At 69.4% G+C, this 15,091-nt stretch carries 10 protein-coding genes; 1 reads left to right on the top strand and 9 read right to left on the bottom strand.

What is annotated here, in order from left to right; translation table 11 throughout:
* Nucleotides 1-4 precede the first annotated feature (4 nt).
* The 9 genes from tpiA to uvrB form a co-directional block, all read right to left on the bottom strand.
* Nucleotides 5-784, bottom strand: a complete 780-nt coding sequence (tpiA, locus tag DEI89_RS01355) for a triose-phosphate isomerase (RefSeq protein ID WP_110902490.1) — start codon at nt 782-784, stop codon at nt 5-7.
* Nucleotides 781-1,998 carry a phosphoglycerate kinase gene (locus DEI89_RS01350; RefSeq protein ID WP_110902225.1) on the bottom strand — a complete coding sequence of 406 codons (1,218 nt, stop codon included), beginning with the start codon at nt 1,996-1,998 and terminating at the stop codon, nt 781-783. Before DEI89_RS01350 ends, tpiA begins: the two co-directional genes overlap by 4 nt.
* A gap of 4 nt (nt 1,999-2,002) precedes the next feature.
* A complete protein-coding gene (gene gap / locus DEI89_RS01345) occupies nt 2,003-3,007 on the bottom strand; it encodes a type I glyceraldehyde-3-phosphate dehydrogenase (protein WP_110902224.1) in 1,005 nt (334 codons plus the stop codon).
* A gap of 240 nt (nt 3,008-3,247) precedes the next feature.
* Nucleotides 3,248-4,228 (bottom strand): DNA-binding protein WhiA, encoded by a 981-nt coding sequence (gene whiA, locus DEI89_RS01340; RefSeq protein WP_110902223.1) that lies wholly within the window; start codon nt 4,226-4,228, stop codon nt 3,248-3,250.
* Nucleotides 4,229-4,306: 78 nt separating this feature from the next.
* A complete protein-coding gene (gene rapZ / locus DEI89_RS01335; protein ID WP_110902222.1) occupies nt 4,307-5,194 on the bottom strand; it encodes an RNase adapter RapZ in 888 nt (295 codons plus the stop codon).
* A gap of 151 nt (nt 5,195-5,345) precedes the next feature.
* Nucleotides 5,346-7,466 (bottom strand): excinuclease ABC subunit UvrC, encoded by a 2,121-nt coding sequence (uvrC, locus tag DEI89_RS01330; protein ID WP_110902221.1) that lies wholly within the window; start codon nt 7,464-7,466, stop codon nt 5,346-5,348.
* Nucleotides 7,467-10,475 (bottom strand): excinuclease ABC subunit UvrA, encoded by a 3,009-nt coding sequence (uvrA, locus tag DEI89_RS01325; RefSeq protein WP_258366068.1) that lies wholly within the window; start codon nt 10,473-10,475, stop codon nt 7,467-7,469. It lies immediately after the preceding gene.
* Nucleotides 10,476-10,523: 48 nt separating this feature from the next.
* On the bottom strand, nt 10,524-11,462 hold the full coding sequence (locus DEI89_RS01320) for an SDR family NAD(P)-dependent oxidoreductase (protein WP_110902220.1): 939 nt from the start codon (nt 11,460-11,462) through the stop codon (nt 10,524-10,526).
* Nucleotides 11,452-13,542 carry an excinuclease ABC subunit UvrB gene (uvrB, locus tag DEI89_RS01315; RefSeq protein WP_181421449.1) on the bottom strand — a complete coding sequence of 697 codons (2,091 nt, stop codon included), beginning with the start codon at nt 13,540-13,542 and terminating at the stop codon, nt 11,452-11,454. The genes DEI89_RS01320 and uvrB overlap by 11 nt, the downstream gene beginning before the upstream one ends.
* A 143-nt stretch (nt 13,543-13,685) precedes the next feature.
* Here uvrB and DEI89_RS01310 point away from each other — a divergent pair, with 143 nt between their 5' ends.
* Nucleotides 13,686-15,017: an MFS transporter gene (locus tag DEI89_RS01310; RefSeq protein ID WP_110902219.1), complete on the top strand. Its 1,332-nt coding sequence runs from the start codon at nt 13,686-13,688 to the stop codon at nt 15,015-15,017.
* The last annotated feature ends 74 nt before the right edge of the window (nt 15,018-15,091 follow it).

The raw sequence follows: 15,091 nt of genomic DNA, 5'->3' as shown, positions 1-15,091 counted from the left end.
TGGTCTAGAGACCGACGTGCTGCTGGAACCGCGCGATCGCGGCGAACTCCTGCACGTCGAGGGACGCGCCGCCGACGAGGGCGCCGTCGACGTCGGGCTCGCGGAGGAAGCCGGCGATGTTGCCCGACTTGACCGAACCGCCGTACAGCACCCGCGTGTCGGCAGCGGCCTGGTCACCCCAGGCGGCGGCGATCCCGCGGCGCAACGCTGCACATTCGTCCTGCGCCTGCTCTGCGGTCGCTGCCTGGCCGGAACCGATGGCCCACACCGGCTCGTACGCGACGACGATCTCGGACGGCTGCACGGAGCCGAGGACGACCTGGAGCTGCTCGACCGGCACGACGCCGGCCCCGCGCTGCTCCCGCTGCTCGCCGGTCTCGCCGACGCAGACGACCGGCACGAGACCGTGCTTCAGGGCAGCGGCCGTCTTGGCAGCCACGACCTCGTCCGTCTCACCGTGCATGGTGCGACGTTCGGAGTGCCCGACGATGACGTACTTCGCGTCGAGTGCCGCGAGGAAGGCGCCCGAGACGTCACCGGTGTAGGCGCCCGAGTCGTACTGCGAGAGGTCCTGGGCACCGAACGCCAGCGGCAGCTTGTCCGCCGAGATCAGGGTCTGCACGCTTCGCAGGTCGGTGAACGGCGGGAACACCGCGACCTCGACGTCCGCGTGGTCGTGCCGGGCGTCCTTGAGGGTCCACGCGAGCTTCTGGACGGTCGCGATGGCCTGGAGGTGGTCAAGGTTCATCTTCCAGTTCCCCGCGATGAGCGGCGTGCGGCTCATGCGGACCACCCCAGTGCTTCGAGACCCGGCAGCGACTTGCCCTCGAGGAACTCGAGGCTCGCTCCACCACCGGTGGAGATGTGGCCGAACTGGTCGTCCGTGAACCCGAGCGACCGGACCGCGGCGGCGGAGTCGCCACCGCCGACCACACCGAGACCGTCGACCTCGGTCAGCGCCTGGGCGACCGTCTTCGTGCCGGCGGCGAAGGCCGGGAACTCGAACACGCCCATCGGGCCGTTCCAGAAGACCGTCTTCGACGCGGAGACCGCTGCCACGAACCGCTCGGCCGTCTCCGGTCCGATGTCCAGGCCGATGCCGTCCGTGCCGAACGACGACGACTCGATGGCGTCCGCGGCGACCGTCACGTGCTCGGCGTCCGCGGCGAACCCGGAGGCCACCACGACGTCGGTCGGCAGGTCGATGGTCACGCCGAGCTCGGTCGCCCGCGAGAGGTACTCGCGGACCGTGTCGAGCTGGTCCTGCTCGAGCAACGACTTCGCCACGCCGTGGCCCTGGGCCGCGAGGAAGGTGAAGAGCATCCCGCCACCGATGCAGATCGTGTCGACCCGAGGCAGGAGGTGGTCGATGACACCGAGCTTGTCGCTGACCTTCGAACCACCGAGCACGACGGTGTACGGCCGCTCCGGGTCCTTCGTCAGCCGCTCGAGCACGGTCAGTTCCTGCTCGATGAGCTGACCGGCAGCGCTGGGGAGCGCCGACGCCAGCTCGTAGACGGAGGCCTGCTTGCGGTGCACGACACCGAAGCCGTCGGAGACGAAGGCGTCCCCGAGTGCGGCGATGCGCTCCGCGAAGGCGGTCCGCTCGGCGCCGTCCTTCGAGGTCTCCTCCGGGTTGAAGCGGAGGTTCTCGAGCAGCAGGACGTCACCGTCCTCGAGGGCCTCGGCAGCCGCGGTCGCGTCGTCGCCGACCGTCTCGTCGACGAAGGCGACCGGCTTGCCGAGCAGCTCGGACAGGCGCTGGGCGACGGGCGCGAGTGAGTACTCGGGCTTCCGTTCGCCGTCGGGCCGGCCGAGGTGGGACACCACGACCACGCGCGCACCGGCGGTGATCAGGGTGTTCAGGGTGGTGAGCGACGCCCGCACGCGGCCGTCGTCCGTGATCGTGCCGTCCTTGAGCGGGACGTTCAGGTCACAGCGGACGACGACACGCTTGCCGGCGAGGTCGCCGAGGTCCTCGAGGGTGCGGAGAGCCATCAGGTCAGAGCTTCTCGCCCACGAACTCGGTCAGGTCGACCAGGCGGTTCGAGTAGCCCCACTCGTTGTCGTACCACGAGGTGATCTTGACGAGGTTGCCCATGACCTTGGTCAGGCCGGAGTCGTAGATCGAGGAGTGCGGGTCCGTGGTGATGTCGGTCGACACCAGCGGGTCCTCGCTGTAGAGCAGGATGCCCTTCAGCGGACCCTCGGCGGCGGCCTTGTACGCCGCGTTGATCTCGTCGACGGTGACGTCGGCCTTGGTCTCGAGCGTGAGGTCCGTGATCGATCCGGTCGGGACCGGGACGCGGAGCGCGAAGCCGTCGAGCTTGCCGGCGAGCTCCGGCAGGACCAGGCCGATGGCCTTCGCTGCACCGGTGGAGGTCGGGACGATGTTCAGCGCGGCCGCACGGGCACGACGCGGGTCCTTGTGCGGGCCGTCCTGCAGGTTCTGGTCGGCGGTGTACGCGTGCACGGTGGTCATGAGACCGCGCTCGATGCCGAACGCGTCGTGGAACACCTTGGCGAGCGGCGCGAGGCTGTTCGTGGTGCACGAGGCGTTCGAGATGATGTGGTGGTTCGCGGCGTCGTAGGTGTCCTCGTTCACGCCGAGGACGATCGTGACGTCGTCACCGGTCGCCGGGGCGGAGATGATGACCTTCTTGGCACCGGCGTCGATGTGCTTCTGCGCATCGGCGGCCTTCGTGAAGAAGCCGGTCGACTCGATGACGATGTCGACACCCAGCTCACCCCAGGGCAGGTTGGCGGGGTCGCGCTCGGCGAGGACCTTGATGGCCTTGCCGTCGACGACGATGTTGTCGCCGTCGAGCTCGACGGAGACGCCGAGCTTGCCGGTGATCGAGTCGTACTTGAGCAGGTTCGCGAGGGACGCGTTGTCGGTGAGGTCGTTCACCGCCACGATCTCGAGGTCGCTGCCCTTGGCCAGAGCGGCGCGGAAGAAGTTACGGCCGATCCGGCCGAAGCCGTTGATGCCGATCTTGACGGTCAATGGATCTCCTGTTGGGTGTGGAGCGCCTCGGGAGACGCTGCTTTTTCGGAGTGTGGAGGCGTCGTCGCGGACGACGGCCGACCCACGCACGGGGACGATGGGCCCCGTGACGTCGCCGTACCGACCCTAGCAGTCGGACCCCCGCGGACGGCCTGCATGACGCCGTCCTGGGGACGGGGCGGGTGCGGCGGCCACGGGGGTCCGACGGTGGGTCAGCTGACTGCCCGGCCCGGGCTGCGGTCAGGCGCCCTCGAGCTCTTCCGGGACGCTCGCCTCGGTGCCCGGGATGCCGAGGTCGCTGGCACGCTTGTCAGCCATCGCGAGCAGTCGGCGGATGCGCCCGGCGATGGCGTCCTTCGTCATGGGCGGGTCCGCGTGCTGGCCGAGCTCGTCGAGCGAGGCGTCGCGGTGTTCGAGGCGCAGGGCACCGGCGTACTGCAGGTGGTCGGGCACCTCGTCGCCGAGGATCTCCAGCGCCCGCTCGACCCGGGCGCACGCGGCCACGGCGGCCTGCGCGGAACGGCGGAGGTTCGCGTCATCGAAGTTGACCAGGCGGTTGGCGGTGGCCCGGACCTCCCGGCGCTGGCGCATCTCCTCCCAGTCGGCGGTGGTGCGGGCGGCGCCCATGGCCGTGAGCATCTGACCGATCGCCTCGCCGTCACGGATCACGACGCGGTGCACCCCGCGGACCTCACGGCCCTTCGCGGCGATCCCGAGGCGGGAGGCTGCACCGACGAGCGCCATCGCGGCCTCGTTGCCCGGGCAGGTGACCTCGAGCGCGGCGGCACGGCCCGGGTCGGTCAGGGTGCCGGAGGCCAGGAACGCCCCGCGCCAGATGGCGGCGAGGTCCTCGCGGTTGCCGGTGGTCAGCCGGTTCGGGAGGCCCCGCACCGGACGACGACGGGCGTCCATCAGGCCGGTCTGGCGGGCGAGCGTCTCGCCCGCCTCGAGCACACGCACCAGGTAGCGGGTGCCGCGACGGGACGACGCGGTCGAGCCGACGGAGGCCTCACTGCGGACGCCGTAGAGCTCGGCCAGGTCCTTGCGGACCCGGTGCACGATGATCCGGGTGTCGAGCTCGACCTCGACCGCGATGCGGCCGGAGATGACGTGCAGGCCCCCGGCGAAGCGCAGGACGGTCGCGAGTTCGGCGGCGCGGACCGTGTTCCGGTTGACGACGACCCTGGCCAGCTCGTCCTTCACCTCGGCAGTCAACGGCACGGCATCATTCCTTACGTTCTTCGGGGTGGGGTTCTGCGGTCCCGGGGCGCACACGTGTGGAGGCGGCCGGTGGGACGGTCACTCCCGGCCGAGATCTCGGTTCTTCACACGCACGGCGACGTTGGGCATCCCGCGGAGGAGGCTCGCCAACTCGGCGACGATGGCGACCGAACGGTGCTTGCCGCCGGTACAGCCGATGGCGATCGTAGCGTGTCTTTTGTTCTCGCGCTGGTACCCCTCGAACACGGGCTCGAGGACCGAGGCGTAGCGGTCGACGAACGGACGGGCTCCGGACTGCTCCATGACGTAGTCGGAGACGGGCTTGTCGAGCCCCGTGTGCGGCCGCAGTTCCGGCACCCAGTAGGGGTTCGGGATGAAGCGCACGTCGGCCACCATGTCGGCGTCGGCGGGCAGGCCGTACTTGAACCCGAAGCTCATCAGCGTCACCTGGACTCCGACGAACCGGTCCTCTGCGAACTTCTCGGTCACCGAGTTCGCGAGTTGGTGGATGTTCAGGTCGGACGTGTCGATGATCAGGTCGGATGCCTCGCGGAGGCCGAGCAACCGAGTGCGCTCCCGTGCGATGCCGTCGAGCAGCGTGTCCTCGCCCTGCAGCGGGTGCGGCCGGCGCACCTGCTCGAAGCGCCGCACCAGGACCTGGTCGGTGGCCTCGAGGAACAGCACCCGGACGCGGGCGCTCGTGCTCTCGCGAAGCGACTGCACGGCACGCTCGGGATCGGTGAAGAACCGGCCGCCGCGGACGTCGACGACGGTGGCGATCTTCGGGATCGACTCCCCCGCTCGGTCCGCCAGGTCGGTGAGCGGCCCCAGCATCTGCGTCGGCAGGTTGTCGACGACGTACCAGCCGAGGTCCTCCAGCGCCTTGCCGACCGTCGACCGCCCCGCGCCGGACATGCCCGTCACGATGAGGACGTCGTGCTGTTGCTGCGAGGTGGTGTCGGTCATCTGCGAAGGGGCTCCATCGTGGTCTGGCCGGGCGGGTCGCCCGTCGTCGCCGTGCGCGGTGCGCTCGGCAGGGGTCGGCCCGCGGACCCTCGGGCTGCACGCCCCGGGTCCGCGTCCAGGCTACCGTCCGGCCGGGAGGCCCGTGCCGGGGTCACACAGGCCGGTGCGGACCGTCCGGGGTCGGCTCGGGCACACGCACCGGGCCTGCCGGCGCGGGAGCACTGACGGGCTCGGGCGGCTCTGGCGCACTGGTCAGTCCAGGTGCACCGGTCGGTCCAGGTGCACTGGCCGACTCTGGCGCACTGGCCGGCACCGTCGTGAGCTTCCGGACCACCGCGGCCGCGGTCGCCGGTCCGACGCCCGGGACCTCGGCGACCTCTTCCGGCGTCGCCTGCCGGAGCCGGGCGACGGACCCGAAGTGCTTGAGCAGCGCCGAGACGCGGTTCGGTCCGAGCCCGGGGATCTCGGACAGCTGCGAGCGCACGTCACGCTTCCGACGTGTACGCTGGTGCGTGATCGCGAACCGGTGTGCCTCGTCACGGAGGCGCTGGATGAGGAAGAGCGCCTCGGAGTTGCGCGGCAGGATCACCGGGAAGTCGTCGTCCGGCAGCCAGAGCTCCTCGAGGCGCTTCGCGATGCCGACCAGGGCGATGTCCCGGACCCCGGCCTCGTCGAGCGCACGCTTCGCCGCCGCGACCTGGGGCTGCCCGCCGTCGACGACGAGCAGCTGCGGCCGGTACGCGAACCGCTTCGAGGGCTTCGATCCCTCGACAACGCCGTCCCCCGTCACGTCCGGGACGTCGGGTACTGCCGCGTCCTCGTCGAGCCGCGCCAGGCGCCGTGTGAGCACCTGGTACATGCTGTCGGTGTCGTCGGTGGTCTCGGCGATCGTGTAGCGGCGGTACTGGTCCTTGCGGGGCAGGCCGTCCTCGAACACGACCATCGAGGCGACGACGTTCGTGCCCTGCAGGTGCGAGATGTCGTAGCACTCCATCCGCAGTGGTGCCTCGCTCATGCCGAGGGCCTCTTGGATGTCGGCCAGGGCTGCGGCCCGCGTGGTGTAGTCGGCCGAGCGCTTGGTCTTGTAGAGCATCAGCGCCTGCTGGGCGTTCTGTGACGCGGTCCGGGCCAGTCCGGCCCGGTCACCGCGCTGCGCCGTGCTGAGCTTCGTGCCACGACCCCCACGGCGGTCGCTGAGCCACTGCTGCAGCGCGTCGGCGTCGTCCGGCAGCACGGGCACGACGACCTCACGCGGCGGGCCGTCGTTCGCGACGCCCGGGGTGGGGTCTGCGCTCGCCTGCGTGAGCAGGGCACCGTCGGCACCGGTCGAGAGCCCGTCGTCGGCGTACACGCCCTGCACGATCTGCTCGACGAGGTCGCCGGTGCTGATGTCGAGCTCCTTGTCGACCACCCAGCCGCGCACACCGCGGATGCGGCCGCCACGGACCGAGAACAGCTGCACGGCCGCGGCCAGTTCGTCCTCGGCGATGCCGAAGAGGTCGAGGTCGACCGAGTCCTTGAGCACGACGGCGGACTTCTCGAGGACCGCTTCGAGCGCCTCGACCTGGTCACGGAAGCGCGCGGCCTGCTCGTACTGCATGGCGTCCGCCGACGCGGCCATCCGCTGCCGGAGCTGCGTGATGACGCGTCGGTCGTAGCTGCCCATGAAGCGGACGAACTCCTCGACGAGCGCGCGGTGCTCCTCGATGGTCACGCGCTGGGAGCACGGGCCGCCGCACTTGCCGATCTGCCCCGGGAAGCAGGGCTTGCCGGTCTGCATGGCCCGCTTGTACGAGGACTCCGAGCACGTGCGGATCGGGAAGACCTTGATCATCAGGTCGATCGTGTCGTGCACCGCCCAGATCTTCGGGTACGGCCCGAAGTACTTGGCGCCCTTGATCTTGCGGTTCCGGGTCACCATCACGCGGGGCGCCTCGTCCGCCATCGTGATCGCCATGTACGGGTACGACTTGTCGTCCCGGAACTTGACGTTGAACGGCGGATCGAACTCCTTGATCCACGTGTACTCGAGCTGCAGCGCCTCGATCTCGGATCCGACGGTGGTCCACTCGACGCTCTTGGCCGTCAGGACCATCCGCCGGGTGCGCTCGTGCAGGGTCGGCAGCGGCGCGAAGTAGTTGCTCAGGCGGGCGCGGAGGTTCTTCGCCTTGCCGACGTAGAGCACCCGACCGTTGCCGTCGCGCCATCGGTAGACGCCCGGGTCGGTCGGGATCTCACCCGCCTTCGGCCGCCAGGGGACGGTGTCGGCCACCTAGCGAGCACCTGCCTTCTGTGCACCTGCTCGACGCGCGCCGACCGACCGCTCCTTGCCCACGCGGGCGTCCTGCGCCTCGAGGATCTCGCGGAGGAAGACACCGGTGTGGCTCTCCGGGACGTCGGCGACGTGCTCCGGGGTGCCGGTCGCGAGGACCGTGCCACCACCCGAACCGCCTTCGGGACCCATGTCGATGAGCCAGTCGGCGGACTTGATGACGTCGAGGTTGTGCTCGATCGTGATGACGGTGTTGCCCTTGTCGACCAGCGACTGCAGCACGAGCAGCAGCTTCCGGACGTCCTCGAAGTGCAGACCCGTGGTCGGCTCGTCGAGCACGTACACGGTGCGGCCGTTCGAGCGACGCTGCAGCTCGGTCGCGAGCTTGACGCGCTGCGCCTCGCCACCCGACAGGGTCGTCGCGCTCTGGCCGAGTCGGACGTAGCCGAGGCCGACGTCGACCAGGGTCGCCATGTACCGGTGGATCGCGGAGATCGGCTCGAAGAACTCGGCCGCCTCGCTGATCGGCATGTCCAGGACCTCGGAGATGCTCTTGCCCTTGTAGTGGACCTGCAGCGTCTCGCGGTTGTACCGGGCGCCGCCACAGACCTCGCACGCGACGTAGACGTCGGGCAGGAAGTTCATCTCGATCTTGATCGTGCCGTCGCCAGAGCAGTTCTCACAGCGCCCGCCCTTGACGTTGAAGCTGAAGCGACCGGGCTGGTAGCCACGGGTCTTGGCCTCTTGCGTCTCGGCGAAGAGCTGACGGATGCGGTCGAAGACGCCGGTGTACGTCGCCGGGTTCGAGCGCGGGGTGCGGCCGATCGGTGCCTGGTCGACGTGCACGACCTTGTCGAGCTGGTCGAGGCCCTTCACGCGGGTGTGCTTGCCGGCGATGTGTCGGGCACCGTTGAGCTGGTTGGCGAGCACCTTGTAGAGGATGTCGTTCACCAGCGTCGACTTGCCCGAACCGCTCACGCCGGTGACCGCCGTGAACACCCCGAGCGGGAAGTCGACGTCCACGTCCTTGAGGTTGTTCGCCCGCGCACCCTGCACGCTGATGACGCGCTTGCGGTTCACCTTCCGGCGCTCCGACGGCATCTCGATCGCCCGACGTCCGGCCAGGTAGTCACCCGTGATCGACTCGCGGTTCTCGATCATGTCCGCGTAGGAGCCCGAGTGCACGACGTTGCCGCCGTTGACGCCCGCGCCCGGTCCGATGTCGACGACCCAGTCAGCGGTGCGGATGGTGTCCTCGTCGTGCTCGACGACGATGAGGGTGTTCCCGAGGTCCTTGAGCTTGACCAGGGTGTCGATGAGCCGGCGGTTGTCGCGCTGGTGCAGACCGATGCTCGGCTCGTCGAGCACGTAGAGTACGCCGGTCAGGCCGGAACCGATCTGCGTCGCCAGACGGATGCGCTGCGCCTCGCCGCCGGAGAGCCCGCCTGCTCCGCGCGCGAGCGTCAGGTAGTTGAGGCCGACCTCGAGCAGGAACTCGAGACGCGCCCGGATCTCCCGCAGGACGGCCGCGGCGATGTGCGCCTCGCGATCCGTGAGGGCGATGTCCGCCATGAACGCGTAGGCCTGGTCCAGGGCCATGCTCGTGACGTCGGCGATGCTGCGACCGTCGACGGTCACGCCGAGCACCTCGGGCTTCAGGCGGGTGCCGTCGCACACCGGGCAGGGCACCTCGCGCAGGTAGCCCTGGAAGCGCTGGCGCTGCGAGTCGGTCTCGGCCTCGGCGAACTTCCGCTCGATGTAGGGCATGACGCCCTCGAACCCACTCGTGTACCGCATCTCGCGGCCGAAGCGGTTCCGCCAGGACACCGAGACCTCGAAGTCCTTGCCCGTCAGGATCGCCGCCTGCACCGACGACGGCAGCTGGCTCCACGGGGTGTCCATGCGGAACCCGAGCTCCTTGCCCAGACCGGCGAGCAGCTTCTCGAAGTAGGAGTACAGGCCGCTGGTGCCGGTCCAGGGCAGCAGCACGCCGTCCTTCAGCGAGGCTTCGGGGTCGCCGAGCACCAGGTCCGGGTCGACGGACATCCGGGTACCGAGGCCCGAGCACTCCGGGCAGGCGCCGAACGGGGCGTTGAACGAGAAGGTCCGCGGCTCGATCTCGGTCAGGGCCAGCGGGTGGTTGTTCGGGCACGACAGGTTCTCGGAGTAGGTCCGGACGGCGCCGGGGCCCTCGTGGTCCACGAGGTCGATCGCCACGGTGCCGTTCGTCAGGCGCAGGGCGGTCTCGAGCGAGTCCGTCAGGCGTCCGAGGATGTCGTCACTGGCGACCAGGCGGTCGACGATGACGGAGATGTCGTGCTTGACCTGCTTCTTCAGCGTCGGCGGGCTGCTCAGCTGGATCCGCTCGCCGTCGACGATGGCGCGCGAGTAGCCGGAGGCCGCGAGCTCCTGGAAGAGGTCGACGAACTCGCCCTTCTTCTTCGACACGATCGGCGCGAGCACCTGGAAACGGGTGCCGCTCTCCTGCGTCATCAGCTGGTCGGCGATCTGCTGCACGCTCTGCTTGCTGATCACTTCACCACAGACGGGGCAGTGCGGGATGCCGATGCGCGCCCAGAGCAGACGCATGTAGTCGTAGACCTCGGTGATGGTGCCCACCGTGGAACGCGGGTTGCGGTTCGTCGACTTCTGGTCGATCGACACCGCCGGCGACAGGCCCTCGATGAAGTCGACGTCGGGGCGGTCGACCTGGCCGAGGAACTGGCGGGCGTACGCCGACAGGGACTCGACGTAGCGCCGCTGGCCCTCGGCGAAGATCGTGTCGAACGCGAGCGAGGACTTCCCCGAGCCGGACAGCCCGGTGAACACGACGAGCGAGTCGCGCGGGATCTCGAGGTCGACGTCTCGGAGGTTGTGCACGCGCGCACCACGGACGCTGAGCGTCGACGTGTCGTGCGGGGCCGTCCCGCCGGGCAGGTGCAGGTCCGACGGCTCGTCGAAGTCGTCCGGGCCGGACATGGCGGTTCCGCGGTCAGAGGTGATGGTCATCGCAGACGATTCTACGAAGCCGGTCCGACAAACGCCCGCTGAGCCGGCTCAGCCGAGTGCGTCGAGAGCGAACGTGACGCCGGAAGCCGTCTCGCTGGCGGCCCAGAGTCGCGCGGCCTCGTGGCGGTCGTGCGCCCGGGGTTCCGCCGGGACGACCGTCGCCCGACCGCGGAGCTGGAACCAGCCGTCCGGTCCCCAGTACTCGCCGGACCGGACGTCGTCGCCCACCGAGGCGTGGACGAGCGGGACCGCGCCCGCGTCCTTCCCCTGCGCGACGAAGCGCTGCCCGGGCCCGATCCACGCGGGTTCGGGTCGCGACCGGCCGACTGCCAGGGTGCCGGTGACGGCCTCCTGCGTCAGGGAGTCGAGGGCGAGGCCCGGGTGCGCCACGACGCTGGACACCGGGGACCCTGCGTCTGCCAGACGCTGGGCCAACTCGAACCCGAACAGCATCACCGCGAGCTTGCTGCGCGCGTACTGCCGGTAGCCGTTGTAGTGCCCGGCACCGAGCGGGTCGTGCCGGTCGAGCGTCACCCAGCGGTGCGAGATGGATCCGAGGTGGACGACCCGACCGCCGGTGTCCCGGAGCAGCGGGAGCACCAGGCCCGTCCAGGCGAAGTGCCCGAGGTGGTTCGTCCCCATCTGCAGTTCGTGGCCCTGCGCCGTGGACCGACGCTCGCGAGACCCGACGACCCCGGCGTTGTTGAGCACCGCGTGCACCGGCCCGAGCGTTCCCAGCGCTGCCGCAGCCGCGCGCACCGAGTCGAGGTCCGCCAGGTCGAGGTGCACGTGCTCGAGCTGCGCGTCGGGCACCACCGAGCGGATGCTGCGCTCGGCAGCCGCGGCCTTGCCGGAGTCGCGCGTCGCCAGGACCACCCGGTGTCCGCCCACGGCGAGCTGTTCGGCCGCCTGGTACCCGAGCCCCGCACTGGCGCCGGTGACGACGACCGTGCGAGGTCCGGCCGGGGCGCCGGGATCAGACGACATGTCCGGCCGACTCCATCTGGCGCAGCGCCTTCTTGAGGTCCTGGACCTCGTCGCGGAGTCGTGCTGCGAGCTCGAACTTCAGCTCGGCGGCCGCCTGCAGCATCTGGTCGTTGAGGTCGGCGATCGTCGCTTCGAGTTGCGTCGCACCCTCGCCGGCGATGCCCTCGCGGCGGAGCGACGGGGTCGGGGCACGACGACCGTCACGGACGCCACCACCGCGGCGCTCCAGGAGTTCGCGGGTGTCGTCGCTCTCGCGGTTGAGGACCTCGGTGATGTCCGCGATCTTCTTGCGCAGCGGCTGCGGGTCGATGCCGTGCTCGAGGTTGTACGCCACCTGCTTCTCGCGGCGGCGGTCGGTCTCCTCGATGGCCTGCTTCATCGAGTCGGTCATCTTGTCGGCGTACATGAGCACCTGGCCCGACACGTTGCGCGCTGCACGACCGATCGTCTGGATGAGCGACGTCGACGAGCGCAGGAAGCCCTCCTTGTCCGCGTCGAGGATCGCGACGAGCGAGACCTCGGGCAGGTCGAGGCCTTCGCGGAGCAGGTTGATCCCGATGAGCACGTCGTAGACCCCCTGGCGCAGCTCCGTGAGGAGTTCCACACGCTTCAGGGTGTCGACGTCCGAGTGCAGGTACCGCACCCGGACCCCGGCGTTGCCGAGGAAGTCGGTGAGCTCTTCGGCCATGCGCTTCGTCAGCGTGGTGACGAGCACGCGCTCGTTCTTCTCGGAGCGCTGCTTGATCTCCTCGAGCAGGTCGTCGATCTGACCGTCGCTCGGCTTGATGATGATCTCGGGGTCGACGAGGCCAGTCGGGCGGATGATCTGCTCGACGACGCTGTCCGTGATGCCGAGCTCGTACTTGCCGGGCGTCGCCGACAGGAAGACCTTCTGCCCGACGCGGTCGAGGAACTCCTCCCACTTCAGCGGGCGGTTGTCCATCGCGCTCGGCAGACGGAAGCCGTGCTCCACCAGGGTGCGCTTCCGGGAGGCGTCGCCCTCGTACATCGCACCGATCTGCGGCACGGTGACGTGCGACTCGTCGATGACGAGGAGGAAGTCGTCCGGGAAGTAGTCGATCAGGCAGTGCGGTGCTTCGCCCGGCCCACGGCCTTCCATGTGCCGCGAGTAGTTCTCGATGCCCGAGCAGAACCCGATCTGCTCCATCATCTCGATGTCGAACGTGGTGCGCATCCGCAGCCGCTGGGCTTCGAGCAGCTTGCCCTGACCTTCGAGCTCGGCGAGCCGTTCGGCCAGTTCTTCCTTGATCGAGCTGATCGCGCGGTGCATGACGTCGGTGTCCGCCACGTAGTGGGACGCCGGGAAGATCGAGACCGCGGGCAGGTCGTCGATCACGTTGCCCGTCAGCGGGTGCAGCGAGGAGAGCGCTTCGATCTCGTCGCCGAACATCTCGATGCGGATCGCGTGCTCTTCGTACATCGGGATGATCTCGAGCGTGTCGCCGCGGACCCGGAAGGTGCCGCGCGCGAAGTCGACGTCGTTGCGCTGGTACTGCATGCTGACGAACTTGCGGACGAGCTGGTCACGGGAGATGTTCTGCCCGATGTGGAGCGCGACCGAGGCGTTCATGTACTGCTCCGGCGTGCCGAGGCCGTAGATGCAGGACACGGTCGACACCACGACGGTGTCGCGCCGGCTGAGCAGCGAGTTCGTCGTCGAGTGGCGCAGTCGTTCCACCTCGGCGTTGACGGACGAGTCCTTCTCGATGAAGGTGTCCGTCTGCGGGACGTAGGCCTCTGGCTGGTAGTAGTCGTAGTACGAGACGAAGTACTCGATCGCGTTGTTCGGCATCAGCCCGCGGAACTCGTTCGCGAGCTGCGCCGCCAACGTCTTGTTGTGCGCGAGCACCAGCGTCGGCCGCTGCACCTGCTCGATGAGCCAGGCCGTCGTCGCCGACTTGCCGGTACCGGTCGCGCCGAGCAGCACCACGTCGGTCTCACCCGCGTTGATGCGCCCGGCGAGTTCGGCGATCGCCGCGGGCTGGTCACCGCTCGGCGAGTACTCGCTGATGACCTCGAAGGGTCGGATGGCACGCGTGGGCTCGATGGCAACTCCCATGGCCTCAACAGTAGGCGCGGCCCCCGACATCCACGTGCTCTGCTCGCCCTGGGCGTACTGTCTCCCGATAGCGCACTCAGAGGTCCCTGATCGAATCCGGTCGTAGCCTCCGATCCGTTCAGCAACCCGACCGAAGAGGCCCCATGACCACGGCCCCCGCTGCAGCACCGGCGAAGGGCACCCCGTTCCGCGGACGCATCCGCGGACGGGTGCTGCTGCTCCTCTGCTGCATGTACGCCATCTCGTACATCGACCGTACGAACATCTCCACCGCCCTCCCCCACATCACCGACGAGTTCGGGCTGACCGAGACGGCCGCCGGCTTCATCGTGTCCGCCTTCTCGTTGCCGTACGCCCTGCTCCAGGTGTTCGGCGGCACGATCAGCGAGAAGTTCGGGCCGAGACGGGCCCTCTTCGTGATCACCGTGGTCTGGGGAGTCGCGACGCTGTGGACCGGGCTGTCGCTGGGGTTCTGGACGCTGTTCGCGGCACGCCTGCTCCTCGGCCTCAGTGAAGCAGCCGCGTTCCCGTCCGCCACCCAGGCGATGAGTCGGTGGATCCCGCGGGACCGGAACGGCTTCGCCCAGGGCGTGGTGCACTCCGCCGCCCGGCTCGGCAACGCCCTCGCGCCGTTGCTCGTCGCCTACTTCATCGCGATCAGCGGCTGGCGCCTGGCGTTCTTCGCCACCGCCGTGCTGTCCGTGGCCTGGGGCATCGCCTGGTTCTTCCTCTTCCGGGACCGTCCGGAGGACGCCCACGGGATCACGAAGGCCGAACTCGCCGAGCTGCCACCCGTCGAGACCCGGGCCACGCGTCCGCCGGTCCCCTGGCGCGCCCTGGCGAAGCAGATCCTGCCGGTGTCCTTCGTCGACTTCGGGTACGGGTGGACACTCTGGGTGTTCCTCACCTGGATCCCGACGTTCCTGAGCGACCAGTACGACCTCGAGATCAATGCCTTCGCATGGTTCACGACCGCGGTCCTCCTGGCCGGTGTGGTCGGTGACACGGTCGGCGGGATGCTCAGCGACCGGATCATCCACCGGGGCGGGGACTCCCGTCAGGCCCGTCGTCTGGTGCTGGTGATCGGCCTCTGTGGATCCCTGGTCTGCCTGCTGCCGCTCGTCGTGGTCGGGCAGAGCCTGACGGTGGCGACGGTGTCGCTCGCGCTGTCGTTCTTCTTCCTCGAGCTCTGCAACGCGAACCTGTGGGCCATCCCGATGGACGTGGCGCCGCAGTGGTCCGGCACCGCCTCGGGCTTCATGAACACCGGGTTCGGTGTGGCCGGCGTCGTCTCGCCCATCGTGTTCGGGTTCCTCATCGACACCTCCGGCTGGCAGCTGCCGTTCGGGATCTCGTGTGCGCTCCTCGCCGGTGCGGCGGTCGTGGCGTGGGTGATGAAGCCGCAGCGGCTCACCGTGACCGACGGCGTGCTCGAGGTGGGCGTCCCCGCAGTCGAGCGCGACGCGACGCACTAGCGATCGAGCGGCGGACCCGCCGGCGCAGCCGTCGGTCGGTCAGCGTCCCGTCGGACCTGTGGCGGGCCTCCAGG

It is taken from the genome of Curtobacterium sp. MCBD17_030 (assembly GCF_003224255.1).
Classification (GTDB): domain Bacteria; phylum Actinomycetota; class Actinomycetes; order Actinomycetales; family Microbacteriaceae; genus Curtobacterium.
Note: the sequence above shows the minus strand (reverse complement) of the source record. Positions and strands in the feature narration are given on the sequence as shown.